The following is a 25,810-nucleotide window of genomic DNA, read 5'->3' as shown; positions in this document are numbered from 1 at the left end:
CGCGCACACCGAGATAACGACACCATGCCGTCCAGCACGTCCCCCGCGCTTTTCCCGATCCTTTACCTCGCTTCGCAAAGCCCGCGCCGCCAGGAGCTGCTGCAGCAGATCGGCGTTCGCTTCGAACTGCTGCTGCCGCGCCCCGACGAAGATGCCGAAGCGCTCGAGGCCGAGCTGCCCGGCGAAGCCGCCGACGCCTACGTGCGGCGCGTGACCATCGCGAAGGCCGAGGCCGCGCGTGCGCGCCTCGTCGCGAGCGGCAAGCCGGCCGCGCCGGTGCTGGTCGCCGACACGACCGTGACGATCGACGGCGCGATCCTCGGCAAGCCGGCCGACGCGAACGACGCGCTCGCGATGCTCATGCGCCTCGCGGGCCGCGAACACGCGGTGCTGACCGCCGTCGCCGTGATCGATGCCGGCGGCGAACTGCTGCCGCCCGCGCTGTCGCGCTCGTCGGTACGCTTCGCGGCCGCGTCGCGCGACGCCTACGCGCGTTACGTCGAAACCGGCGAGCCGTTCGGCAAGGCCGGCGCGTATGCGATCCAGGGACGCGCCGCCGAATTCATCGAGCGGATCGACGGTTCCCATTCGGGTATCATGGGTCTGCCCCTTTTTGAGACCGCGGCGCTGTTGCGCACCGCGCGTGTCGCCTTCTGAAGCCCACCATGAACGAAGAAATCCTGATCAACCTCACGCCGCAGGAAACGCGGGTCGCACTCGTGCAGCAAGGCGCGGTGCAGGAGCTTCACGTCGAGCGCACGCTGTCGCGCGGGCGGGTCGGCAACATCTATCTCGGCAAGGTCGTGCGCGTGCTGCCGGGCATGCAGTCGGCGTTCATCGACATCGGCCTCGAGCGCGCGGCATTCCTGCACGTCGCCGATATCTGGCATCCACGCCTCGCCGGCGAACCGCAGTCGGGCACGCCGCACCAGCCGATCGAGAAGATCGTGTTCGAAGGCCAGACGCTGATGGTCCAGGTGATCAAGGATCCGATCGGCACGAAGGGCGCGCGGCTGTCGACGCAGGTCAGTATCGCGGGCCGCACGCTCGTCTACCTGCCGCAGGAGCCGCATATCGGCATCTCGCAGAAGATCGAGAGCGAAGCCGAGCGCGAGGCCGTGCGTGCGCGCCTGACGGCCGTGATCCCACCGGACGAGAAAGGCGGCTACATCGTGCGCACGATCGCCGAGGATGCGACCTCCGACGAACTGGCCGGCGACGTCACGTACCTGCGCAAGACGTGGGCGACGATCGTCGCGCAGGCGCAGCGCTTGCCGGCGACGAGCCTGCTGTACCAGGATCTCGATCTCGCGCAGCGCGTGCTGCGCGATTTCGCGAACGACGACACGACGCGCATCCAGGTCGATTCGCGCGAGACGTACCAGCGCCTCGCGGAATTCGCGGGGGAGTTCACGCCGGCCGTGAGCCCGAAGCTGCACCACTACACCGGCGAGCGGCCGCTGTTCGATCTGTACAACATCGAGACGGAGATCCAGCGTGCGCTGTCGCGCCGCGTCGACCTGAAGTCGGGCGGCTACCTGATGATCGACCAGACCGAGGCGATGACGACGATCGACGTGAACACGGGCGGCTACGTCGGCGCCCGCAACTTCGACGACACGATCTTCAAGACCAATCTCGAGGCCGCGCATACGATCGCGCGCCAGCTGCGGCTGCGCAATCTCGGCGGGATCATCATCATCGACTTCATCGACATGGAGAACGCCGAGCATCGCGACGCGGTGCTGTCGGAGTTGAAGAAGGCGCTGTCGCGCGACCGCACGCGCGTGACGGTCAACGGCTTCTCGCAGCTCGGGCTCGTCGAGATGACGCGCAAGCGCACGCGCGAATCGCTCGCGCACGTGCTGTGCGAGCCGTGCCCGACCTGCCAGGGCAAGGGCCAGGTCAAGACGTCGCGCACCGTGTGCTACGACATCCTGCGCGAGATCCTGCGCGAGTCGCGGCAGTTCAATCCGCGTGAATTCCGCGTGATCGCCGCGCAGCAGGTGATCGACCTGTTCCTCGATGAAGAGTCGCAGCATCTCGCGATGCTGATCGACTTCATCGGCAAGCCGGTATCGCTGCAGGTCGAGTCGAATTTGAGTCAGGAGCAGTACGATATCGTGCTGATGTAGCGCTCCGCCCCTGCGCCGCCGGCATCGCCGCGCGGCGTCCGGATGCGGTGCCCGGGCCGCTCGCGCCTGTCGCGCCGGCGCCCGCCGCCGCCCTTTCATTCACCCCTTTTCGCATTCATCACCCACCATGAGCCAAGGCCACAACCGCCGCCAGCGCAAGAAACTCCACATCGGCGAGTTCCAGGAACTCGCGTTCAACGCCACCGCGCACTACCGCAACGACATGACCGATCTCGCGCGCGGCGAACTGATCGACGCGTTCATCGACTTCGTCGAGGCGAACGGGCTGATGACCGTCGCATCCGCGGACGAAGGCATCGGCGCCTACGTGATCTCCGGCGCGCCGCGCGGCACGACGACCGACGCCGATCGCGAGCTCGTGCGCGGCTGGCTGGCCGCCCGTCCGGAACTGACGGACGTCAAGGTCAGCGATTTCACCGACGCGTGGTATCCGGACGCCTGACCTTCCGGTTTCCTGCGCCGCGCATCGGGCCATGCGCGGCGCCCGCATCGTCGCCGATGACCGGGCGCCGCGGCGCCACGCTTCGCTTCACCTCGCCCGCCACCGACCCCTTCCTTTTCCCGACGGTCAGCCTGCGACAAGCCGTCGAAATCGGTCCTGAAAGCAAGACACGTTAAACTCTCACCTCGCGTGGTGCGCCGCCCGCACCCGCCATCCATCGCCAGCCGCGTGCCCTCGGGCCGCCCCCGACCCATGGAGTGAGTGTCAATGAGCGGCGGACTTCCGTTTCCCGCATCCCGCAAGTCGTTGCCGTCCTCGACGGTCTTCCTGATTCTCGCCGCCGTCGCGCTGCTGTCCGGCTGCGGGTTGCTGCCGGTCCAGAACCCGCCCGCGCCGATCAGCGAGGCGCTCGTCGAGCCCATCGAGGAAACCGCCGGCGAGCCGCTGACGATGCCGCCCGTGCCGGCGCCGACGCAACCCGAGGCACCGGAAGCACCGAAGAAGCCGCACCGCGAAGTGACGCGGCCGAAGCCCGTGCAGCGGCCCGAATCGCCGACACCGCCACCGCCGCCGCCCCCGCCGATCGTCGCGACGCGCCCGCTCGACCGCACCCAGATCCACGCGCTGCTCGACAGTGAAGTCGCGCGCCGCAACGGCAAGGTGGTCGGTCGCGCGGTCGACATGGTGGTGGACGGAAGCGGCAAGCCGCGCGAGATGATCGTCAACCTGCAGGGCTTCATGGGCGTCGGCGACCGCAAGGTCGTCTTCCCGTGGAACGTGTTCCGCTTCACGCCGGGCGGCAAACAGGAGCCGATCGTGCTCGACGTGCCGTCGGGCGACCTGCCGCCGGCCGCGCGGCCGAAGGCCGTGCCGCTGTCGGGTTCGGCCGCGGCGTCGCCCGCGACGCGGCTGCCGATGCTCGACAGCGACGTCGAGCGCCCGAACGGCACGAAGATCGGCCGCATCGTCGACGTGCTGATCGACCGCGCCGCGCAGCCGCAGGCGGTCGTGCTCGACCTCGGCGGCCTCGTCAATACCGACCGCCGCTCGATCGCCGCGAGCTGGGGCGCGCTGCGCTTCGTCACGCGCGACAAGGCGCTGCACCCGCAGCTCGACCTGAACGACGCGCAGATCAAGGCGTCGCCGCCCTACGCGGCCGACAAGCCGGTCGTCGCGGTCTACCCGCCCGTCGCGCCAGCCCCGGCTTCCTCTGCGAGTGCTGCCCGATGACGATCAAGCATTCCGTCAGCGTACGCAGTCTGCGGTCCCTCGACTGGCTCAACTTCTTCGTTGCAAACGTTCAAACCGGCTTCGGCCCGTTCATCGCGTCCTACCTCGCATCGCACAAGTGGACGCAGGGCGAAATCGGCATGGTGCTGTCGATCGGCACGATCAGCGCGATGGTCAGCCAGGTGCCGGGCGGCGCGGCCGTCGATGCGCTGAAGAACAAGAAAGGCGCGGCCGCCTGGGCGATCGCAGCCATCATCCTGTCGGCGGTGCTGCTCGCGTCGAGCCCGACGATCGTGCCGGTGATCGCCGCCGAGGTGTTCCACGGTTTCGCGAGCTGCATGCTCGTGCCGGCGATGGCCGCGATCTCGTTCTCGCTCGTCGGCCGCGCCGACCTCGGCGACCGGCTCGGCCGCAACGCGCGCTGGGCATCGATCGGCAGTGCGGTCGCGGCAGGCCTGATGGGGCTCACCGGCGAATACTTCTCCGCGCGCGCGGTGTTCTGGCTGACCGCCGTGCTGGCGCTGCCCGCGCTGTTCGCGCTCGCGATGATCCAGCCGACCCACGAAGTGATCCCGCAATCGTCGAAGCCCGACGATCACCACGACGAAGCCGGCGAACGCGAAACGCTGCTCGAACTGCTGCGCGACCGCCGGATGCTGATCTTCGCGGCGTGCGTCGTGCTGTTCCACCTGTCGAACGCGGCGATGCTGAACCTCGCGGCCGGCGAAGTCACGGCCGGGATGGGCGAAAACGTGCAGCTCGTGATCGCCGCGTGCATCATCGTGCCGCAGGCGATCGTCGCGATGCTGTCGCCGTGGGTCGGCCGCTCCGCGCAACGCTGGGGGCGCCGGCCGATCCTGCTGCTCGGCTTCTCCGCGCTGCCCGTGCGCGCGCTGCTGTTCGCCGGCGTGAGCAGCCCGTACCTGCTCGTGCCGGTGCAGATGCTCGACGGCATCAGCGCCGCCGTGTTCGGCGTGATGCTGCCGCTGATCGCGGCCGACGTCGCGGGCGGCAAGGGCCGCTACAACCTGTGCATCGGGCTGTTCGGGCTCGCGGCCGGAATCGGCGCGACCCTCAGCACGGCCGCGGCCGGCTACGTCGCCGATCACTTCGGCAACGCGGTCAGCTTCTTCGGGCTCGCGGGCGCCGGCGCGCTCGCGGTGCTGCTGGTCTGGCTCGTGATGCCCGAAACGCGTGTCGCAAACGGCGAGGCGGCGGCCGACGAGCCGGCTGCCGCCTCGCCCGAACAGGCGCACTGAACGCGGCGCGCCGCCGTTACCCGCTTCTTGGCCGACTCACGATGGATACGATCAGGACACTCAACGAAGCCCGCCAGCAGATCCAGCAGTCGATCTTCGATCTGTTCAAGGGGCTGTCATTCAGCGAACGGCTCGCGCAAGGCGGGCTGATGGCGCTCCAGGCCGTCTGCGGCGCGTGCCTCGCGTATGCGATCGGCCGCGCGATGCATACCGAGCAGGCCGTATGGGCGGCGATCACCGCGATCGCCGTCACGCAGCACAACTACTCGGACACGATGTCGCTGTCGCGCGACCAGTTCATCGGCGCAATGGTCGGCGGCATGCTGGGCTTCGCCGGTGCGGCGGTCGGCGGCGATCGCCTCGTCACGTATGCGATCACGGTCGCGGTCGTGATCGTCTGCTGCTGGTGCCTGAACGTCGGCAGCGCGGCACGGCTCGGCGGCGTGACCGCGACGATCGTGATGCTGTTCCCGGGCAACGGCCCGCTGTGGGACGTCCCGCTGATGCGGCTCGGCGAAGTGACGCTCGGCACCGTCTGTGCGCTGGGCGTGTGCTGGGTGATGTCGAGAATCGAGCGGCGCTGGTTCCGCCGCGCGCAAGCGAAGTGACGCGGCTGCCCGGCGCGCATCGCGGCATCGCGATACGTGCCGGGCGCTCGGCAAGGTCAGTCGCCGATCCGCAGCACGATGCCGGAACCGATCTGCACCAGCAGGTGATCCCCGCCGACGCCAACCCATTGATAGCCGCGCGGCGGCGGGCTCAGGCGATAGCCGCGCCAGTCGTCGATCACGTACTGGCGATCGCGGAATTCGGGGGGAAGCCGGTCGCCCTTGTGCCACTCGCGGCGCGGCTGGTCGGCCCAGCGCGGCGGCACGTCGTCCTCATGGCGCATCTGGCCGGGCGGCATGTGTTTCGGGCCGTGGCCATGCTGCATGCCGTGGCCGCCCCGGTCGTCGTGGTTGCCGTGGTCCTGCGCCATCGCGGCCGGCGCGGCGCAACCCGCCGCGATCATCGCGGCCAGCATCATCCCGTGCATCTTCCTCATCGCGCTCTCCCTCCGTGTCGTCACGTCGAACGAAACCACTCGAACTGCCCGATGAAGACTAGCACACGGCACCGCGCGGCCGCATGACCGCGCGTTACGCGGCCTGCTGCTGGTACTGGATCCGGTGCAGGTGCGCGTAGAGGCCGCCGTGGCGCAGCAGTTCGTCATGGCTGCCCTCCTCGACGATCTTGCCGGCCTCGAGCACGAGGATGCGATCCGCACGCTCGATCGTCGACAGCCGGTGCGCGATCACGAGCGTCGTGCGGCCTTCCATCAGCCGTTCGAGCGCGGCCTGCACGTGGCGCTCCGATTCCGAGTCGAGCGCCGACGTCGCTTCGTCGAGGATCAGGATCGGCGCGTCCTTGTAGATCGCGCGCGCGATCGCGAGCCGCTGGCGCTGGCCGCCGGACAGCCGCATCCCGTTGCCGCCGACGAGCGTGTCGAGGCCCTCGGGCATCGCGGCGACCGCATCGGCGAGGTTGGCGGCCTCGAGTGCGGCCTGCACGCGCGCGCGATCGGGCGTCTGCCCGTACGCGACGTTCGCGGCGATCGTGTCGTTGAACAGCACGACGTCCTGGCTGACCATCGCCATCTGGCCGCGCAGCGCATGGAGGTCGTAGTCGGAAACCGGCACGCCGTCGACCAGGATCGCACCGTCGGTCGGGTCGAAGAAGCGCGGCAGCAGGTTCACGAGCGTCGTCTTGCCGCTGCCGGACGGGCCGGCCAGCGCGATCATCTCGCCCGGCGCGACCTTGAACGAGATCCGGTCGAGCGTCGGCCGTTCGGCCGCGCCGTAGTCGAACGACACGTTGCGGAATTCGATCTCGCCGCGCGCGTGCGCCAGCGGCCGGCCGCCGCCCTGCGGTTCGGCCGGCTCGTCGATCAGCCCGAAGATCAGCTCGGCGGCCGTCATCCCGCGCTGCAGCGGCTGGTTGACGTCGATCAGGTGCTTGAGCGGCGAGATCACCAGCAGCATCGACGTGACGAACGCGACGAAACCGCCGACCGTCGTCTGGTCGTTCGACGACTGCACGACCGCGATCGTGATCACGACCGCGAGCGCGATCGACGCGAGGAACTGCGTGAGCGGCTGCGCGAGGCCGCCCGAGATCGTCATGCGCATCGCGTAGCCGCGCAGGCGCTTGCTCATCGTCGTGAAGCGGTCCATCTCGTACGCTTCGCCGTTGTGCACCTTGACGACCTTGTAGCCGCCGACCGTCTCCTCGACGATGTACGACAGCTCGTTGGTGAGCGTCTGGTGCTCGCGGTTCAGGCGGCGCAGGCGGCGGTTGATCTTGCTGACGAGCCAGCCGATGCCGGGCAGGATCACCGCGACGATCAGCGTGAGCCGCCAGTTCAGGTAGAACAGATAGCCGAGCAGGAAGATCACGGTCAGCGAATCGCGCACGAGCGTGACCATCACGCCGGTCAGCACCGACAGGATCTGGTTGACCTCGAACACGATCGCGTTGATCACCGTGCTGGCGGTTTCGCGCTGGAAGAACGACGCGCCGGTGTGGAGCATCCGCTGGAACATCTCGAGCCGCAGTTGCAGCAGGATGCGGTTCGATACGTAGTTGAGCAGGTAATTCGACGTGTACTGCGACACGCCGCGCACGAGCGCGAGGCCGATCACCGCGATCGGCACGTACCATTTCGCGTTGTCGCTGCCGTGCGCGCCGAAACCGTGGTCGAGCAGCGGCTTGAGCAGCGCCGGGATACCGGCCTCGGTGGCCGCGACGACGCCCATCGTCATCACGGCGAGCACCACGATGCCGATCAGCGGCCGGATGTACGGCCACAGGCGCTTGAGGACCGTGACCGGCGAGGTGCCGGTGCCGTCCATCGGTTTGCGAAGTGTGTTCTGGGTTTCCAAGGCAATCCTTCTTGAGCCGCGATGCGGCGCCCGGCGCGTGGCCGCCCGGGCGTTCGCCCCTGTCGGGCGGGTGCCTAAAAGGGCCCAACATTATAGCCGCACCGCCCCCGCCGGCACGGGCAGGGACGATGCGGCCGGCGGCCGGGCCGCGGGTATACTGCCGCTCACCGATTTCACCGCCTTTCCGACGATTTCATGGCTGAACCCTCCCTCGGCGTCGCCCTCATCGCCCTCAACGCGTCCGCGCGGCTCGCGCAGTGCCTCGGCGCGCTGTCGTTCGCCGACGACGTCGTCGTCATCGACGGCGGCAGCACCGACGATACCGTCGCGATCGCGCAGGCGCACGGCGCGCGCGTGATCGTCGAGCGCGACTGGCCGGGCTTCGGCCCGCAGAAGAACCGCGCGCTCGACGCGCTCGGCACCGACTGGATCCTGTCGCTCGATACCGACGAAGTCGTCACGCCGGAACTCGCCCGGTCGATTCGCGACGCGATCCGCGCGCCGGCCGCGCAGGTCTATGCGGTCGACCGGCTGTCGAGCTTCTGCGGCCAGTGGATCCATCACAGCGGCTGGTATCCGGACTGGGTGCCGCGCCTGTTCCGGCGCGGCACCGCGCGGTTCTCGGACGACCTCGTGCACGAGCGCCTCGTGTTCGACGGCGCCGCGCAGCGCCTGGCCGGCAAGCTGATGCACTATTCGTACGAGGACTTCGAGACCGTCGTGCGCAAGCTCGACGCGTATTCGACGGCCGGCGCGCGCCAGCGCCGCGCGGCCGGCCAGCGCGGCGGCTTCGGCAAGGCGCTCGCGCGCGGCGCGTGGGCGTTCGTGCGCACCTACGTGCTGCGGCGCGGGTTCCTCGACGGTCGCGCCGGCTTCATGATCGCCGTCTTCAACGCGGAAACCGTGTATTACCGCTTCCTGAAGCTCGGCCACGAAGCCGCGCGCTGAGCGCCCGCCCCGCACACCGCCGGCGTGCGGGCGGCCCGGCGTTACAATGCCGGGCTGCCCGCGCCGCGCGTGCCCGCCCGAAGGCGCCGCCGCCCGCCACGACGACCACCGAATCCGACCGCCATGTTCTCCATCATCATTCCGACCTGGAACAACCTGCCGTACCTCAAGCTCGTCGTCGACAGCCTGCGCCGCTACTCCGCGTACGATCACCAGATCATCGTGCACGTGAACGACGGCTCGGACGGCACGCTCGACTGGGTGCGCGGCGAAGGCATCGAACACACCGCGTCACCGGCCAATATCGGCATCTGCCATGCGGTGAACCTGGCCGCCGCCCGGGCGACGCGCGATTACGTCGTCTACATGAACGACGACATGTTCTGCTGCCCCGGCTGGGACACGGCCCTCGTGCGCCGTATCGAGCAGATGCCGACCGATCTCTTCATGCTGTCGGGCACGATGGTCGAGCCGGTCGACACGCGCAACCCGTGCGTCGTCGTCAGCAATTTCGGCCGTGACGCCGAGCAATTCGACGCGGCGGGCCTCGTCGCCGCGACGCCGAAGCTCGCCCGCGCGGACTGGCTCGGGTCGACCTGGCCGCCGACGCTCGTGCACCGCGACTGGTGGAACCGCATTGGCGGCTACAGCAGCGAACTGTCGCCCGGCATGAGCAGCGACAACGACTTCTCGATGAAATTCTGGGACGCCGGCTGCCGGATCTTCCTCGGCGTCGGCGACAGCCTCGTCTATCACTTCCAGCAGAAAAGCACGGGCAAGATCGTCAAGAACGACGGCCGCCGCCAGTTTCTCAATAAATGGGGCATGACCCAGGCGACGTTCGACCGCTACTACCTGCATCGCGGCGAGCCCGCCGGCCCGAACATCACGCTCGACACGCCGGCCGTGGAAGGCCGCCTGAAGCGCGCGCTGCTGCGCTCGCGGATCAAGCGCGCCTTCAGCTGATCGGGCCCCGAAAACGACACGGAAACCCGTCCCGCTTCGCGTATACTTTGCGGTTCGTCCCGAATCTCTTGTCGGGACGCGCGGCGACGTGCAGCAGGATGTCCGCCAGCCGCATTCGTCCATTCGACAGGTTCCGATGCTTTCGTTTTCCGCTCCCGCCTCGCGGCGCCTGACCGCCGCACGCGCATTCGCCGTTGCCGCGCTCTGCATGGTGCCCGTCTCGACCGCGCTGACCAATGTGTTCTGCGGGCTGTTCGCCGCCGCGCTCGTGATCTCTCCCGAATTCTGGCGCAACCTGCGCTCGTTCTTCACCGATCCGGCTTCGCTCGCGGCACTGCTGATCCTCGCGGCGCTGGCCGTCAGCGTCACGTACACGATCGCGCCGCACAACAAGGCGTGGAACTGGGTCGCGAAGTACGACAAGCTGCTGTTGCTGCCATTTGCCGTGCTCGCGTTCCGTCATTCGAACTGGGCGCCGATCGTGCAGCGCTGCTGGTTCGGCACGCTGTGCGTCATCCTGTTGCTGTCGACGACCAACTATCTCGGGTTGACCGCGATCGGGCCCGCGTATGCGTCCGCGCTGCCGGTATCGCGCGCGTGGGTGTTCAAGAACCACATCGCCGCCGGCATGTTCGGCGCACTGCTGTTCTACCAGGCTGCGGATCTCGCGCTGGCGGCTCGCACGGCGCTGTCGCGCATTGCCTATGCGGTTGTCGCCGCATGGACGCTCGTCAACGTGTTCGTGATGCTGCAGGGACGCACGGGGCAGGTCATCGCGCTACTGCTGATTCTCGTTGTCGCGGTGCGTTTCGTGCTGTTGCTGCGTCGGCAGTCGGCGCTGCGCGCCGGGCTGGCCGCCGGCGTGCTCGTCCTGTCCGGCATTGCACTCGTCGTCGCAGCGTGTACGGTTCACAACGGCCGGCTCGCGGAGGTCGTGACGGAAGTGCAGCAATATCGGCAGAGCGATGCCGTCACGTCATCCGGCCTGCGCCTCGAATGGTACAAGAGAGGGCTCGAGCTGTTCAGCCAGCGCCCCGTGATCGGCTACGGTGCGGGCGGCCTCGAGGTCGAGTTCCAGAAGCTCTCGGCCGGCAAGACGGCGGCCGAAGGCCAGCTCACGTCGAACCCGCACAACGAATACCTGCTGATGGCCGTCCAGCTCGGCTCGGTCGGCCTGCTGCTGTTCGTCAACCTGATCGTGCAGATCGCGCGCGGCAGCCGCGCGCTCGATCCGCGCTCGCGGCACCTGCTGCTCGGGTGGCTCGCGATCTTCGCGATCGGCAGTCTCGCGAACTCGCTGCTGCTCGATTTCGCCGAAGGGCACCTGATCGTGCTGCTGGCCGGCATCCTGCTCGGTTGCGGCGAACGCAGCGAGGCGTTGCCGCGCGAAACGTCGGCGATCCGGCGCAGCGCGTAACGCATGACGAAACGGGTTCCGCTGCCGGCCCGCTCCGGCGGCAGCGCCCGCACATCACGCCGACGCGAGCGGGCTGCGCCGCCTCGGCACGGCGCCCCTTCGAAAGCGGAAAAGCGCGCGCCTCGCGCGCGCGTCAGTCGGACCCGGCGCGAGGCAGTCGCGACGTGTCGACGATCGCGTGGGCCGCACCCGGCGGATTCAGCCCGAGCATCTCGGCCGCCGCGGCCTTCACGCGCTGCGCGCCGAGATTGGCGAGGCAGTCGCTGCGGCTGTCGACCTTGCGCTCGCAGCCTTCGTGCCGGCACGGCACGCAATCGCCCTCCCCCTGCAGCAGCCATACGTTCCCGTGCCGTCCCGAGCCGCGCAACGGCCAGGGATTCTCGGTCGCGGGCCAGTGCTGCGGCCACGGCCCCCAGCGCACCGGATCGGACGGGCCGAACAGCGCGATCGTGTCGGTGCCCGTCGCGGCCGCCACGTGGGTCGCGCCGGTGTCGGGCCCGATGAAGAGGCGCGCGCGCCGCACGAGCTCCGCGCTCTCGCCGAACGTCAGCCGGCCGACCAAGTTGAGCACGTCGCCGCCCGCTTCGGCCGCGACCTGCTCCGCATACTCGCGTTCGCTGTCCGCCGGCCCGCCCGACAGCGCGACCGCGAAGCCGTGCTCGCGCAGCCAGCCGATCATCTCGACCCAGCCGTCGAGCCGCCATTGCTTGTAGCGGAACATCGGATACGGATGCAGGACGACCAGCGGCTTGCCGGCGCGAATCGCCGGCGACTCCGCGAGCCGCGCGTCGAAGCGCGCGCGCCGCGCGGGATCGTCGCCGATGCCGGGCGCAACGACCTCGGACACCGGCTCGATGCCGATCACCGGCGCGAGTGCGAGCGTGCTGACGACCGTATGCGCGGATGCGTGATGATTGATCGCGATCCCGTTCAGCATCATTCGCGTGAGCCATGTGACACGATCCGGATCGACGAGGCCGACCCGCTTGCGGCCGGCGAACCAGCTGTAGAAACGCGGCCGGTCGGAACTCAGCGCCGCGCACGCGAGATCGTAGCGGCGCCACATCGACAACGCGTCACGCAGCCGCTCGCGGAATCCCGCTCGCTGCGCGACGACGATCACGCGGCGTACGTCGGGATTGTGCTCGAGCACCCCCTCGGTGCCGCGAAATACCAGCATGTCGATCTGCGCATCCGGCCAGCGGGCCTTCAGCGAACGGACGAGCGGCGTCGTCAGCAGGACGTCGCCGATCCGGCGCGGCGCGGCAACGAGGATGGTTCTGGGCGGGCGGGCAGAAGAAAACAGGGCCACGGCGATCGATCTGTCTAGCTGGCTGAACAAGGCTGGCAATGTACAGGATTTTGCCGCAGCCGGCGCAGCGTGGCGCACCGGCCGTGCATGCCGTCCCGAAACGGCCCTGATGCGGCCCCGCCGGCGGGCCGCGCCCACCGTCAGCGCCGGTTGGGTGCGCCCGCTACGACGCGATCGTCGCGATCGCGGGCGCGGCGGCAGCCGGCTGCTCGTGTCCCGCAGCGGCCACCGGCTCGTCGCGATGGCCGGCCCGCGGCAGCAGATGGCGCACCGCCCGCTCGACCGCGTCGACGCCGATCGCGTCGACGGTCGCGCCGGCGCGCAGGATCACATGCGGCACGCCGAGCGGGTGCCAGCGCAGGTATTTCTCGGGGCGGTCCTCGAACAGCGCGGCGACCGGCACGCCGAGCGCCGACGCGAGATGCACGGGCGCGCTGTCGGCCGACACGATCACGTCGAGCAGGCTCGCGGCAGCCATCAGTTCGGCAACCGACGACGGCGCCACGTGCCGCGCATTCACGTCGCGCCACGCATCGTCCTCGCCGCACGTGCCGATCGCCGGGTCGCGGAACACGATCACGTCGGCGCACGGTGCAAGCCGCAGGCCGAGGTCGCGCCAGCGGTCCGCGGGCCAGCGGCGCTCGACCGCCTTGTTCGACACGAACAATCCGACGCGCGGCTTCGTGCGCGCGCCGAGCAGGCGGTACCACGTGTCCTGCAGCGTACAGTCGGGATGAACCGACAGTTCGAGGCGGTCGAGATCGGCACGGCCCAGTTCGGGCACCAGCCGGAAACCCGACAGCGCCTCGTGACACATCTGCCGCTGCGCAACGTGCTCGGGCTTGCGATCGTCGAATTCGCTGTCGGCATCGTGCCAGCGGCAATCCTTCGCGCGAAGCTGGCGCGCGAACTGCATGCTGCTGCGATGCATGCCGCCGTTCGGGACGACCACGAGGTCGAACCGCAGGCGACGCAGGCGGCGCACGAGCCGCAGCCGGTCGAAGAATGCGCGCATCCGCCCGGGACGGTCGTTGCGCTCGCACTGGCGGCTGTACACGTAGGTGTGGACCGCGTGCACGTCCGGGTTGCCGGCCAGCGCGGCCGCATTGTAGCGGTTCGCGACCACATGGAGCTCCGCACCGGGCCAACGCGCCTTCAGCGCGCCGAGAAATGCCGTTGTACACAGCATGTCGCCGAGAAAATCGATCCGGATCACGAGGATCCGCCGCGTCGGGTTCCGATTGGCCATGGTCATGTGGTGACAGTCAGTTTTTTATCGTCGCGACGGGCCGTTCCACGGCATCCCGATCCAGGGTGATCCTGTCGCGCGTCCCGCAGACCGCCCCCGTGCATGCACACGACAACACGACGGCGGTGCCGTTCGCCGCGCGAACCCGCGGCAGGCGCCGCATACATGCGGCCAGCGCGCGATTGTATAGCGTCCGGATGACCGGCCCAAGGCCCGATTACCCTCGGATGAAAGAAAACGGCCCGCCGCACCGCGCGATGGCGATGCGCCGGGCCGTCTGTCGCGACAGCCGTCTAAACAGGACGCGATCAGTACGTGATTTCGACGACGCTGCCGTCGAACGCCGCGCGCAGTTCCGCGAGCAGCACGTCGCTCGGCTTCACGCGCCACGCGTCGCCCAGACGCATTTCGCCTTGCGCCCGCGCATTGCTGTACTGGATCTGGACCGCGAGCCCGTTCGGCAGCGGCGCCTGCGGGCGACGGCCGCCATCGCGCCCGCCGCCGCGCGGCGCCGGCGCTTCGACCGCGGTCGCGGCCGCCGGATCGTCCTTCGACACGTGCGGCTCGAGCACGCGGCGCAGCGCGACTGCGTCGGCGTTGCCGTTCATCGTCAGCCGCACGGCCTGCGCATAACGGCTGCGTGCGCGTTCGAGATCCATCACGGTATCGGCCGTGAAGCGGATGCCGCCGGTGAACGCGTCATTGCGCGCCTGCCCCTGCACGATCAGCAGCTCGTCTTCCTTGAACAGCGCCTTGTTGGCCTCGAACTGTTCGTTGAAGATCGTGATCTCGCACTGGCCCGACCCGTCGTCGAGCAGCGCGATCAGCATCTTGCCGCGCTGGGTCATCTGGGTGCGCAGCGACGCGATGATGCCCGCGACGAGCTTGTCGCGCCCCTCCTTCAGGTCGCCGACCTTCTGCCGCACGAAGCGGCGCACTTCGTCACGATATGCGTCGAACAGGTGGCCGGACAGGTAGAAGCCGAGCGCCCCCTTTTCCTCCTGCAGGCGGCGCTTGTCGTCCCAGGCGGGCTCGTCGACGAGCGCATGCGCGTGCGGCGACTCGGCGCCCATGTCGAACAGGCCGGCCTGCATCGCGTTCGCCTCGGCCTGGTCGGCCGCTTCCATCGCGAGCGGCACCGACGCGATCAGCTGCGCGCGGTTCGCATTCAGCGAGTCGAACGCGCCGGCGCGGATCAGCGCCTCGACCGTGCGGCGATTGACGACGCGACGGTCGATCCGTTCGCAGAAGTCGAACAGGTCGGTGAACGCCTTCTCCTCGCGAGCGCGCAGGATTTCCTCGATCGCGTTCTGGCCGCTGCCCTTCACCGCGCCGAGGCCGTAGCGAATCGTGCGCGAACGCTTGCCGTCGGCTTCGGCGACCGGCTCGAACCGGTAATGCGACTGGTTGATGTCGGGCGGCAGCACGGCGAGGTTGTTCACGACGCAGTCGTCGAACAGGATCTTCACCTTGTCGGTGTCGTCCATCGCGAGCGTCATGTTGGCCGCCATGAATTCGGCCGGATGGTGCGCCTTCAGCCACGCGGTGTAATACGCGAGCAGTGCGTAGGCAGCCGCGTGCGACTTGTTGAAGCCGTAGCCCGCGAACTTCTCCATCAGGTCGAAGATCTCGTCGGACTTCTCGCGCGAGAGGCCGTTCTTCGCCGCACCCTCGGCGAAGATCTCGCGGTGCTTGACCATCTCCTCGGGCTTCTTCTTGCCCATCGCGCGACGCAGCAAGTCGGCGCCGCCGAGCGAGTAGCCGCCGATGATCTGCGCCATCTGCATCACCTGCTCCTGATAGACCATGATGCCGTAGGTCTCTTTCAGGACGGGTTCGACGCGCGGATCCGGATACTCGACCTTCTCGCGGCCGTGCTTCCGTGCGCAGAAACTCGGGATCAGGTCCATCGGGCCCGGACGGTACAACGACACGAGCGCGATGATGTCCTCGAAGCGGTCGGGCTGCGCATCCTTCAGCATGCCCTGCATTCCGCGGCTTTCCAGCTGGAACACCGCGACCGTGTTGGCCTTCTTCAGGATCTGGAACGAAGCCGGATCGTCGAGCGGCACCTGCGCGAGCGACCAGTCGGCCTTCGACGGATCGAGGCGGCGAATGTAGCGCTCGGCCCAGTCGAGGATCGTCAGCGTCGTGAGACCCAGAAAGTCGAACTTCACGAGGCCGACGGCTTCGACGTCGTCCTTGTCGTACTGGCTGACGACACCGCCTTCGTCGCCCTGCGTGTACAGCGGGCAGAAATCGGTCAGCTTGCCGGGCGCGATCAGCACGCCGCCCGCGTGCATCCCGACGTTACGCGTGAGGCCCTCGACGCGCTGCGCGAGATCGAGCAGCTGGTGGACTTCGTCCTCGTGGTCGTAGCGCTCCTGAAGCTGCGGCTCTTCCTTCATCGCGTCGGCGATGGTCACGTGCTTGCCCGGCTTGAACGGGATCAGCTTCGCGACGCCGTCGGTGAACATGTAGCCGAGGTCGAGCACGCGGCCGATGTCGCGCACGGCTGCCTTCGCGGCCATCGTGCCGAAGGTGGCGATCTGCGACACGGCGTCCGCGCCGTATTTTTCCTTCACGTACTGGATCACGCGATCGCGGCCGTGCTGGCAGAAGTCGATGTCGAAGTCGGGCATCGACACGCGTTCCGGGTTCAGGAAGCGCTCGAACAGCAGGTTGTAGCGCAGCGGATCGAGATCGGTAATGCCGAGCGCATACGCGACCAGCGAACCGGCGCCCGAGCCGCGGCCCGGGCCGACCGGCACGCCGTTGTTCTTTGCCCAGTTGATGAAGTCCGCGACGATCAGGAAGTAGCCGGGAAAGCCCATCTTCGTGATGGTCCCGCACTCGAATTCGAGGCGCTTGTAGTAGGTGTCGCGCTGCGCGTCGCGCTCGGCTTCGACCGGATACAGCTGCGCGAGACGGGTCTCGAGCCCTTCCTTCGACAGCTGGACGAGGTAGTCGTCGAGCGACATGCCGTCGGGCGTCGGGAACAGCGGCAGCTTCGGCTTGCCGAGCTCGAGCTTCAGGTTGCAGCGCTTCGCGATCTCGACCGTGTTCGCGACCGCCGACGGCAGGTCGGCGAACAGCGCGACCATGTCGTCCTGCGTGCGGAAGTACTGGTCGGTCGTGAACCGCTTCTGGCGCCGCGGATTCGCGAGGATGTCGCCTTCCGAGATACACACGCGCGCTTCGTGCGCGGTGAAATCGTCGTCGGTCATGAACTGCGTCGGGTGCGTCGCGACGACCGGCAGCTTCAGCGCCGCGGCGAGCGTCGCGGCCTGCTGGATGTACGCCTCCGCGCCCGGCTGGCCGTAACGCTGCAGCTCGATGTAGAAGCCGCCCGGGAATACCTTCGCCCAGCGCTCGGCGTGACGGCGCGCGGCGTCCTCGTTGCCGGCGGCCAGCGCGAGCCCGATGTCGCCCTGCTGCGCGCCCGACAGCGCGAGCAGCCCCTGCGAAAGCGGGCCATCGAGCCAGCTCGCGTCGAGTTCCGCGCGGCCGCGGTACTGGTTCGTGAGCCATGCCTTCGACAGCAGCTCGCAGAGATTCAGGTAGCCGACCTTGTCCTTGACGAGCAGCAGCAGCCGCGACGGCTTGTCGCGATCGTCGGGATTGGCGATCCAGACGTCGCAGCCGGCGATCGGCTTGATGCCCTTGCCGCGGGCTTCCTGGTAGAAACGGACGAGGCCGAATGCGTTGCCGAGATCGGTGAGCGCGAGCGCGCCCTGACCGTCCGCGGCCGCCGCCTTGACGATGTCGTCAATGCGCACGATGCCGTCGGCAATCGAGAATTCGGAGTGAACGCGAAGATGGACGAAGCGGGGATCTGACATGGGCGCTATTGTAGCCGCCCCGCCGCGCAGGCTGCCCAAAAAATCCCCGCGCCGGCCGTTCGGCCGATGCGCGCGGCGACACGTCGCGCGACCGGCCGGACAGCCGGGTGCCGATGCCCGCGCGGTTTGCGGGATAATACGGGTTTTCGAATCAACGCCCCGGCTTCGCACCCTATTTTGCGGGCCGCCGTGCGGCCGTTTTCCCGTCGGACCATCATGACCATCGTCAACCTCGCCGCCTACCACTTCGTGTCGCTCGACGCGAACGAACAATGGCGCCCGCTCGTCACCGCCCGTTGCAACGAACTCGGCCTGCGCGGCACGATCCTGCTCGCCCCGGAAGGCATCAACCTGTTCATCGCCGGCACGCGCGACGCCACCGACGCGTTCATCGCGTACCTCCGCCACGATCCGCTGTTCGAAGGCAAGTTCGCGTCGCTGCAGTTCAAGGAAAGCCTGTCCGACTCGCAGCCGTTCCGCCGCATGCTCGTGCGCCTGAAGCGCGAGATCATCACGATGAAGAAACCCGCGATCAAGCCGGAGCTCGGCCGTGCGCCGTTCGTCGACGCGCACACGCTGAAGGCGTGGCTCGACCGCGGCCACGACGACACGGGGCGCCCGGTCGTGATGCTCGACACGCGCAACGCGTTCGAGGTCGACGTCGGCACGTTCGACAACGCGCTCGACTACCGGATCGACAAGTTCAGCGAATTCCCCGAAGTGATCGACGCGAACCGCGCCGACCTCGAAGGCAAGACGGTCGTGTCGTTCTGCACCGGCGGCATCCGCTGCGAGAAGGCCGCGATCCACATGAAGGAAATCGGCATCGAGAACGTGTACCAGCTCGAAGGCGGGATCCTGAAGTACTTCGAGGAAGTCGGCGGCGCGCACTATCACGGCGACTGCTTCGTGTTCGACTACCGCACCGCGCTGAACCCGCAACTCCAGCCGACCGAGAACGTCACCTGCTTCGCATGCCGCGCGGTCGTCACGCCGGAAGCGCAACAATCGCCGAGCTACGTGCCCGGCAAGTCGTGCCCGGCCTGCGCGCAGGCAGCCAGCGCCGCGTAAGCGCGCAACCGGCGTTCCGATGAACGACTATCGCGGCCGCTTCGCGCCGTCGCCCACCGGCCCGCTGCACTTCGGCTCGCTGGTCGGCGCGCTCGCGAGCTGGCTCGACGCACGCGCGCACGGCGGCGCGTGGCTCGTGCGCATCGAGGATCTCGACGGTCCGCGCACGGTACCCGGCGCGGCCGACGACATCCTCGCGACGCTCGCGCATTTCGGCATGACGCCCGACGAACCGCCCGTGTGGCAAAGCACGCGCGACGCGGCCTACACGGCCGCGCTCGAACAGCTCGTCGCGGCAGGGCTCGTCTATCCGTGCGGCTGCACGCGCAAGGAAATCGCCGATTCGCTGCGTGCCGCGCACGAACGCCACACGACGCTCGCGTACCCGGGCACGTGCCGCACCGGCCTGCACGGCAAGCTCGCGCGCGCGTGGCGGCTGCGCGTGCCGGACGGCGGCGACGCGATCGTCGCGTTCGACGACCGCTGGCAGCACACGCAATCGCAGAACCTCGCGACCGAAGTCGGCGATTTCGTGCTGAAGCGCGCGGACGGCCAATGGGCCTATCAGCTCGCGGTCGTCGTCGACGACGCCGCCGCGTGTATCACGCATGTCGTGCGCGGCGCCGACCTGCTCGATTCGACCGCGCGCCAGATCCATCTGCAACACTGCCTCGGGGTGCCAACGCCACGGTATCTGCACGTGCCCGTCGTCGTCGATGCAAACGGCGAGAAACTCAGCAAGCAGACGGGCGCGACCGCGCTCGAACGCGCCGCCCCGCTGCCCGCGCTGCAGGCCGCGGCAGCGCACCTGGGCCTCGCGCCCAACGGTGCGCTGCCCGGCGCGACGCTGGAGGCGTTCTACGCGGCCGCGACGGCAGCGTGGGCGCGGCGCTTCGGCCCGCGGGCCGGCTGACGCGCGTGCAGCGAGCCGGCTTCGCGGCAATCGCGGCCGGCGCCCCATGACGGATGCGTCGCCTGCCGCGCCACGATCCCCCAGCCGCACCCCCAATGAAAAACGGGCACATGCTTGTCGCATGCACCCGCTCGTCCGGCAGCGCTCGCGCGCCGCCCCTGCCTTCCGCCGACCTTACGCCGACGGCTTGCGCGGCATCCCGAACCCGCCGAGCAACGCCGCAACCTGACGCTTCGGCCCTTTCTTCTCGGGCTGTTGCGCGGGTTGTGCGTCGTCCGCCTGCTTCGCCGGCGCCGACGGCTCATACGGCTTCAGGAAGAAATCATCGACCGGCGCTTCGTGGCGACGGTGATGACCGCCGCGCTCGGAACCGCCCGACCGGCGCCCCGATGCGCCGCGATGCTCGTCGCGATCGCGACGGCCGCCTCGTTCGCCACCGCGTTCGCTGTTGCGATCGCCGCCACGGTCACCACCGCGCTCGCCGCCGCGCTCGCCGCCGCGGTCGTCGTGACGATGGCGCGCCGGCTTGTCGAGCGTGAGCGTCTGCACGTCGAGCGGACGCTTGATCAGCTTCTCGATATCGGCAAGCTGCTTGCGCTCGTTCGGGCTGCACAGCGACAGCGCATCGCCCGTCGCGCCCGCGCGGCCGGTGCGGCCGATCCGGTGCACGTAGTCTTCCGCGCTGAACGGCAGGTCGAAGTTGATCACGGCCGGCAGCTCGGCGATGTCGAGGCCGCGCGCGGCCACGTCGGTCGCGACCAGTGCCTCGATCTCGCCGCGCTTGAACGCGTCGAGTGCCTGCATCCGCTCGATCTGCGTCTTGTCGCCGTGAATCGCCGACGCGACGACACCGTCGCGCTCGAGATTGCGCGCCAGGCGGCTCGCGCCGATCTTGCTGTTGCAGAACACGATCACCTGTTTCAGGCCGCGATCGCGCAGCAACTGCACGACGGCCGCCTGCTTGTCGCCTTCGGCGACGTCGTAGACGATCTGCGTGACGTTCGCGTTCGTCGAGTTGCTGCGCGCGACCTCGATCGTCTGCGGGCTGCGCAGGTAGGTCGACGCGAGCTTCTTGATTTCAGGCGAGAACGTGGCCGAGAACAGCAGCGTCTGGCGCTCCTTCGGCAGCAGGTTCAGGATGCGCTGCAGATCGGGCAGGAAGCCCATGTCGAGCATCCGGTCGGCTTCGTCGAGCACGAGGATCTGCACCTGGCCGAGGTTCGCGGTCTTCTGCTGCACGTGGTCGAGCAGGCGGCCCGGTGTCGCGATCAGGATCTCGACGCCGCGGCGCAGCTCCGCCGACTGCGGGTTCATGTCGACGCCGCCGAACACGACCGCGCTGCGCAGCGGCGTGTGCTTCGCATACGCGTGCACGTTCGCGGCGACCTGGTCGGCGAGTTCGCGGGTCGGCGTGAGGATCAGCGCACGCACGGGGTGGCGCGCCGGTGACGCGCTCGTGTTGGCCTGCGGCAGCAGGCGCTGGATGATCGGCAGCGAGAAGCTCGCGGTCTTGCCGGTGCCCGTTTGCGCGGCGCCCATGACGTCGCGGCCGGCGAGCACGACCGGAATGGCCTGCGCCTGGATCGGCGTCGGCGTCGTATAACCCTGCTCCGCAATGGCTTTCAGGATATCGGCGGCAAGGCCGAATTGGTCGAAGGTTGCGTCGACGGGCTTGGCGACAGAATCGGACATGGTGGCGTTTCGCTCAAAAGGCGCGGCGGGGACATCGTGCGTCAGGCCGGCCGGGCCTGCGCTCATCACAATTCGGAAATAGACGGAGCCGCGGCGCGCCGCGCGGCGCCGCTCTGGCGCTTGGGACCGGTTCAATGCGAACGCTGGACGCCAGGCCGTGCGGACTCCGTTCGGCGCGAATGCCGGCGGAAAGGGCCGTATTGTAGCACTGTGCGGCCGTCTGTCCGTGACAACGCCGCGAACGGCCGCACCGGCGGTTCGCGCGGCCGGCCGGTACAGGCCCGCGCGGGGCGACGGACGGCCCGCTCGGGCTATCCCGATCGGCCGGCGGCAATATCAGGGGACTGATCGCGGAGTGTCGCGTCCGGAGGCCCGCCGCCTGCCCGCGGAACGGGCGAACGGGCGGCCAGGCCCGGCAGCCGGTCGATGCGAGCGGCGCGTACGGTCCGCGACCGCGCCCGGCGCTCAGCCCTTCTTCTTTTTCTTCTCGACCTGCGCGCAATCGCCCAGCAGCGGCGGCGAATTCGGGTCGGCGATCTCGTCGCGCAGCGTCGCTTCCTTGCCCTTCGTCCACCACGTATAGCGGCCGGCCTGGTAGCGCGCGCCCGACGCCGACACGGTGTCGACGAACAGCATCTGCTTCCCGTTGACCGGCACGAGCGCGAAGCTCTGGCCGTTGCCCGCGAGCCAGTACGACACGCGCACGGGCTGCTTCTGGTTCGCGCACTGGTAGACGGCCTGCTGGCGTGCATCGGCATCGATTTCCTCGACGGTCAGCTGCGCGGCGTGCGCGACGGAAACGGCAGTGCCCGCAAGCGCGAGCGCGGCAAGGGTGTGGCGAATCATGCAGGTCCTCTCACGAGACGGGTGGAAGCGCGCCCTCCCGGAGCGCGCGATTACTGTTGACGGGCGATCGCCCCGGCTGGCGGGGATCAGGGATCGATGACGTCGGCGCACGCGTCGGTCGGCGCCGCCGCGACGTGGCCGACGAGCGGCACGATCTTGAGCCCGGCCGAAGCCACCCGGCACGGCGCGGCCGCGAGGCCGCAACCCGCGAGACTCGCGACGAGCGCCAGCGCGGCGCCCAGCTTGCCGATACGCAACCACCTCGACGCCATCGCCCTCTCCTCGTTCCGTCAGCGGGCCGACACGGGCCGGACGGCCGCGGCGGCGCGCTTCGCGCGTTCGCGGGCTTCGTCGACGGTCGCGCCGGTCGCCAGCGCGACGCCCATGCGCCGCTTCGCAAAACTTTCCGGCTTGCCGAACAGGCGCAGGTCCGCGCCCGGCACCGCGAGCGCGTCGCGTACGCCTTCGAACGCGATCCCGCGCTCGTCGAGCCCGCCGTAGATCACGGCCGACGCGGCCGGGGTCCCGAGCGCCGGATCGACCGGCAGCCCGAGAATCGCGCGCGCATGCAGCTCGAATTCCGACTGGCGCTGCGACGCGAGCGTGACGAGGCCCGTATCGTGCGGCCGCGGACTCACTTCCGAGAACCACACGTCGTCGCCGCGCACGAACAGCTCGACGCCGAACAGCCCGCGCCCGCCGAGCGCCTCGGTGACCTTGTGCGCGATCTCGCGCGACTTCTCGAGCGCCACCGCGCTCATCGGCTGCGGCTGCCACGATTCGACGTAGTCGCCCGCGACCTGCACGTGGCCGACCGGCTCGCAGAAGTAGGTGCGCGTGGCGAGCGTCGCCGGGTCGATCGCGCGCACGGTCAGCTGCGTGATCTCGTAGTCGAAATCGATGAAGCCCTCGACGATCACGCGGCCGTGGTTCACGCGCCCGCCCGCCATCGCGTAGTCCCACGCGGCCTTCACGTCGGCGTCGGTCTTCACGACCGACTGCCCCTTGCCCGACGACGACATCACGGGCTTCACGACGCATGGCATGCCGATCTTCGCGACCGCCGCGCTGAAGGCCTCGAACGAATCCGCGAACGCATACGGCGACGTCGGCAGGCCGAGCTCCTCGGCCGCGAGCCGGCGGATCCCTTCGCGATTCATCGTGAGCTGTGTCGCGCGCGCGGTCGGGATCACCTCGGCAAGACCGGCCGTCTCGATCGCCGCGAGCGCGTCGGTGGCGATCGCCTCGATCTCCGGCACGATCAGGTGCGGACGCTCGGCCTCGACGATCGCACGCAGCGCGGCGGCGTCCGTCATGTCGATCACGTGCGCGCGATGCGCGACCTGATGGCCCGGCGCGTCCGGATAGCGGTCGACCGCGATGACTTCGACACCGAGACGCTGCAACGCGATGATGACTTCCTTGCCGAGCTCGCCGGCGCCGAGCAGCATGACGCGCGTGGCCGAGGGTGAAAGCGGCGTACCGAGCCGCTGACCGATCTGCATGTGATTTCCCGCTTCTGGTGGAGGACGAAAACGGCTCCGATGTTAACACGCGCGATGACGCCGGTTTGAGGCGTTTCGACGCGCCGGCGCCCGACCGCGCACGACGCGCAGGCACGCTGCGAACGTTTTCATGCGTGAAGTGTCGGCTCGCCTGCCGCGGGGCGGGTGCGTTACTCTTACGCCTTGATCAGAATCCGATGAGGAACGAGGCTCATGTCCCACCTGTCCGCCGCCGCACGCGCACGCACCGGCCTGCTTCGCCCGTTGCGCGCGCCGCTCTGCGCGTTGACGCTTGCCACGCTTCTCGCCGCCTGCGCGATGCCGACCCATCCCGATTCCGCCGCCCCCGCGCCCGACCCGTACAACCCGGCCGCCGTCCAGCTGCTCGACGACACGAGCTGGGAACTCACCAGCTGGACGAATGCCGACGGCACGCCGCGCGCGATCCCGCACGGCGACAACGGCGAGCCGATCAAGCTCGCGCTGTCGACCGAGTCGGGCATCCGGCGCGCCAGCGGGTTCTCGGGCTGCAACCGCTACACGGGCACCTACGCGATCAAGAACGGCCTGCTGAGCTTCGGACCGCTCGCCGGCACGCGGATGGCCTGCCCGAATTCGCTCGGCGGCCAGCTCGAGCGCGCGTACCTCGACGCGCTTGCGCACGTCGACAAGACCGGCGTGCAGATGCGCGAGCCGCAGCAATTGCAGATCGTGACCAGCGCCGGCGCAACGCTCGTTTTCACGCACCGGAGCCCTTGATGCATCACGCACGCGAAGGCTGGCCGACCGCCTTCGCGTCGCGTGTCGCGCGCGTGTGCCGGCCGCACGCGCCGCACGGCGTGAACCGAATTCACGTCGCCCGGGAATCTTGTTCGCCGGCCGGTTAAACTCGGCGGGTCGCGCCTCGCGCGCCCCTCCCTACTCCTGTTTCAAAGCATGCACACGGTAGTCTTCGGCTGGTTCGGCATCTCCGCCGTCTGGTTCCTCCTTCTCTTCTGGCGTCTCGTGCAGGCGATGCTGCCCGGCGGCGGCGGGCTCGCCGGCCGCGGCTCGATCCGCCTGTGGCTCGGCTTCGTCGCGGTATTCGTCGCGAGCTGCACGCTGACGAGCCCGCTGTCGGGCCCGGACACGAACGCGCTCGGCCATGCGTTCTCGGCGGGCTTCGCGCACGTACTCGGTCCGATCGGCACGCCGGTCGCGATGGTCGTCCTGTTCTTCGCCGGGTTGCCCTGGCTGACCGGCATCGGCTGGCGGCAGTTCGCCGCGTGGGTCGACACGTCGTTCGGCGTCAAGCTGTCGCGCGACGGCGACGACGACGACGCGCGCGGGATCGCCGACCTGCCGCGCAGCGCGCTGCATCGCGACGACGACCTCGTGCAGCCAACCACCGCGCATACCGTCAACTCGATGGCGCCGCGCCAGAACGGCCGGTATTCACGCCCGACGCTGTGGAAACCCGATCCGCAGGCGCGGCCGAAGCCGCGCGGCAAGACGCCGCCGCGGCCGCACACGGAACCCGTCGCGCCGTCGGGCTGGCTGAAGCCGACCGTGCCGCAGCGCACGCCGGTGGCGCCCGCCGCGCCGATTCCGGCCGGCGCGATGCCGCCGCCGACGACCGGCAGCACCGCGAGCCTCGCACGCGCGGCAGCCAACTCGCAAGTGCCGCGCCCCGATCCAGCCCCGCTTCCTGTCGGATTCGAACCCGTCCGGCCGCGGCCGACTGCCGTGCGACCGGCCACCGCCGCGCTGAAACAGACGCCACCGCGTGCGACGGTCACGCCGCGCCCGGCCGCCGCGCCACCGCAGCGTCCGCCGGCACGCCCGGTCGCGGGAACGGCCGCAGCCGGCGTGTCGCCGGACACGACGCGACGCCGTCCGGTGCCGCCGACGCCGGCGCGCGCGCCGCTCTATGCCTGGACTGAAAAACCTGCGACGCCGATCACGCCGGCGCCGAGCGTTCACGACACGCTGCGTTCGATCGAAGCCAGCACCGCGCAATGGGCCACGCTCGGCGGCGCACAGTCGACCGATGCGACGCACG

21 protein-coding genes are annotated in these 25,810 nt (G+C 69.2%); 12 read left to right on the top strand and 9 right to left on the bottom strand.

The genetic code is table 11. The features are described 5' to 3' along the window. Nucleotides 1–24 precede the first annotated feature (24 nt). From AC0KUR_RS29410 to AC0KUR_RS29385, 6 genes are all read left to right on the top strand, one after another. Entirely contained in the window at nt 25–657 is a 633-nt protein-coding gene (locus AC0KUR_RS29410) for a Maf family protein (RefSeq protein ID WP_034190764.1), read from the top strand. A gap of 8 nt (nt 658–665) precedes the next feature. Next, the gene (gene rng, locus AC0KUR_RS29405) at nt 666–2,135 is read left to right on the top strand and encodes a ribonuclease G (RefSeq protein ID WP_034190763.1); all 1,470 of its coding nucleotides are present in this window, start codon (nt 666–668) and stop codon (nt 2,133–2,135) included. Between the two features lie 127 nt (nt 2,136–2,262). Continuing rightward, entirely contained in the window at nt 2,263–2,598 is a 336-nt protein-coding gene (locus AC0KUR_RS29400; protein WP_034190762.1) for a YggL 50S ribosome-binding family protein, read from the top strand. 267 nt (nt 2,599–2,865) lie between these two features. After that, nucleotides 2,866–3,828, top strand: a complete 963-nt coding sequence (locus AC0KUR_RS29395) for a PRC-barrel domain-containing protein (RefSeq protein WP_034190761.1) — start codon at nt 2,866–2,868, stop codon at nt 3,826–3,828. After that, complete coding sequence (locus tag AC0KUR_RS29390) at nt 3,825–5,087, top strand: MFS transporter (RefSeq protein ID WP_034190760.1); 1,263 nt, start codon at nt 3,825–3,827, stop codon at nt 5,085–5,087. Before AC0KUR_RS29395 ends, AC0KUR_RS29390 begins: the two co-directional genes overlap by 4 nt. Before the next feature lie 41 nt (nt 5,088–5,128). Further along, the gene (locus AC0KUR_RS29385; protein WP_473376760.1) at nt 5,129–5,695 is read left to right on the top strand and encodes an FUSC family protein; all 567 of its coding nucleotides are present in this window, start codon (nt 5,129–5,131) and stop codon (nt 5,693–5,695) included. Between the two features lie 56 nt (nt 5,696–5,751). On the opposite strand, the gene AC0KUR_RS29380 is transcribed toward AC0KUR_RS29385, so the two are convergent. Together AC0KUR_RS29380 and msbA are read right to left on the bottom strand one after the other, a co-directional pair. After that, nucleotides 5,752–6,132, bottom strand: a complete 381-nt coding sequence (locus AC0KUR_RS29380; protein WP_034190758.1) for an RcnB family protein — start codon at nt 6,130–6,132, stop codon at nt 5,752–5,754. Nucleotides 6,133–6,226: 94 nt separating this feature from the next. Further along, a complete protein-coding gene (msbA, locus tag AC0KUR_RS29375) occupies nt 6,227–7,978 on the bottom strand; it encodes a lipid A export permease/ATP-binding protein MsbA (RefSeq protein ID WP_034190757.1) in 1,752 nt (583 codons plus the stop codon). 225 nt (nt 7,979–8,203) lie between these two features. Between msbA and AC0KUR_RS29370 the strand changes: the two genes are divergently transcribed. The 3 genes from AC0KUR_RS29370 to AC0KUR_RS29360 all read left to right on the top strand — a co-directional run bounded on the left by AC0KUR_RS29370 (nt 8,204) and on the right by AC0KUR_RS29360 (nt 11,339). Next, nucleotides 8,204–8,956, top strand: coding sequence for a glycosyltransferase family 2 protein (locus AC0KUR_RS29370; protein WP_034190756.1), 753 nt, complete (start codon nt 8,204–8,206; stop codon nt 8,954–8,956). A gap of 123 nt (nt 8,957–9,079) precedes the next feature. Then, nucleotides 9,080–9,922: a glycosyltransferase family 2 protein gene (locus AC0KUR_RS29365; protein ID WP_069705570.1), complete on the top strand. Its 843-nt coding sequence runs from the start codon at nt 9,080–9,082 to the stop codon at nt 9,920–9,922. Between the two features lie 136 nt (nt 9,923–10,058). Next, nucleotides 10,059–11,339 carry an O-antigen ligase family protein gene (locus AC0KUR_RS29360; protein WP_034190754.1) on the top strand — a complete coding sequence of 427 codons (1,281 nt, stop codon included), beginning with the start codon at nt 10,059–10,061 and terminating at the stop codon, nt 11,337–11,339. A 133-nt stretch (nt 11,340–11,472) separates the two neighbouring features. Here the strand turns inward: AC0KUR_RS29360 and AC0KUR_RS29355 are convergent, their stop codons facing one another. The 3 genes from AC0KUR_RS29355 to dnaE all read right to left on the bottom strand — a co-directional run bounded on the left by AC0KUR_RS29355 (nt 11,473) and on the right by dnaE (nt 17,742). After that, nucleotides 11,473–12,651, bottom strand: coding sequence for a glycosyltransferase family 9 protein (locus AC0KUR_RS29355; RefSeq protein ID WP_059558138.1), 1,179 nt, complete (start codon nt 12,649–12,651; stop codon nt 11,473–11,475). A 163-nt stretch (nt 12,652–12,814) separates the two neighbouring features. Beyond that, nucleotides 12,815–13,900, bottom strand: a complete 1,086-nt coding sequence (locus tag AC0KUR_RS29350; RefSeq protein ID WP_473376759.1) for a glycosyltransferase family 9 protein — start codon at nt 13,898–13,900, stop codon at nt 12,815–12,817. Nucleotides 13,901–14,208: 308 nt separating this feature from the next. Continuing rightward, nucleotides 14,209–17,742 carry a DNA polymerase III subunit alpha gene (gene dnaE / locus AC0KUR_RS29345; RefSeq protein WP_034190751.1) on the bottom strand — a complete coding sequence of 1,178 codons (3,534 nt, stop codon included), beginning with the start codon at nt 17,740–17,742 and terminating at the stop codon, nt 14,209–14,211. 216 nt (nt 17,743–17,958) lie between these two features. Here dnaE and AC0KUR_RS29340 point away from each other — a divergent pair, with 216 nt between their 5' ends. Both AC0KUR_RS29340 and gluQRS read left to right on the top strand, forming a co-directional pair. Continuing rightward, nucleotides 17,959–18,813, top strand: a complete 855-nt coding sequence (locus AC0KUR_RS29340; RefSeq protein ID WP_034190750.1) for a sulfurtransferase — start codon at nt 17,959–17,961, stop codon at nt 18,811–18,813. A 19-nt stretch (nt 18,814–18,832) separates the two neighbouring features. Further along, on the top strand, nt 18,833–19,726 hold the full coding sequence (gene gluQRS / locus AC0KUR_RS29335) for a tRNA glutamyl-Q(34) synthetase GluQRS (RefSeq protein ID WP_473376758.1): 894 nt from the start codon (nt 18,833–18,835) through the stop codon (nt 19,724–19,726). Nucleotides 19,727–19,900: 174 nt separating this feature from the next. Here the strand turns inward: gluQRS and AC0KUR_RS29330 are convergent, their stop codons facing one another. From AC0KUR_RS29330 to purT, 4 genes are all read right to left on the bottom strand, one after another. Continuing rightward, on the bottom strand, nt 19,901–21,418 hold the full coding sequence (locus AC0KUR_RS29330) for a DEAD/DEAH box helicase (RefSeq protein WP_473376757.1): 1,518 nt from the start codon (nt 21,416–21,418) through the stop codon (nt 19,901–19,903). A 465-nt stretch (nt 21,419–21,883) separates the two neighbouring features. Next, nucleotides 21,884–22,264 carry an MliC family protein gene (locus AC0KUR_RS29325; RefSeq protein ID WP_034190747.1) on the bottom strand — a complete coding sequence of 127 codons (381 nt, stop codon included), beginning with the start codon at nt 22,262–22,264 and terminating at the stop codon, nt 21,884–21,886. Nucleotides 22,265–22,350: 86 nt separating this feature from the next. Further along, nucleotides 22,351–22,536 (bottom strand): DUF6726 family protein, encoded by a 186-nt coding sequence (locus AC0KUR_RS29320; protein ID WP_006497052.1) that lies wholly within the window; start codon nt 22,534–22,536, stop codon nt 22,351–22,353. A gap of 18 nt (nt 22,537–22,554) precedes the next feature. After that, entirely contained in the window at nt 22,555–23,769 is a 1,215-nt protein-coding gene (purT, locus tag AC0KUR_RS29315) for a formate-dependent phosphoribosylglycinamide formyltransferase (protein WP_069705573.1), read from the bottom strand. Between the two features lie 213 nt (nt 23,770–23,982). On the opposite strand from purT, the gene AC0KUR_RS29310 reads away from it, so the two are divergent. After that, nucleotides 23,983–24,528 carry an META domain-containing protein gene (locus AC0KUR_RS29310; RefSeq protein WP_034190745.1) on the top strand — a complete coding sequence of 182 codons (546 nt, stop codon included), beginning with the start codon at nt 23,983–23,985 and terminating at the stop codon, nt 24,526–24,528. Nucleotides 24,529–25,810: the final 1,282 nt, after the last annotated feature.

The organism is Burkholderia sp. YHN3-13, from assembly GCF_055810675.1.
Note: the sequence above shows the minus strand (reverse complement) of the source record. Positions and strands in the feature narration are given on the sequence as shown.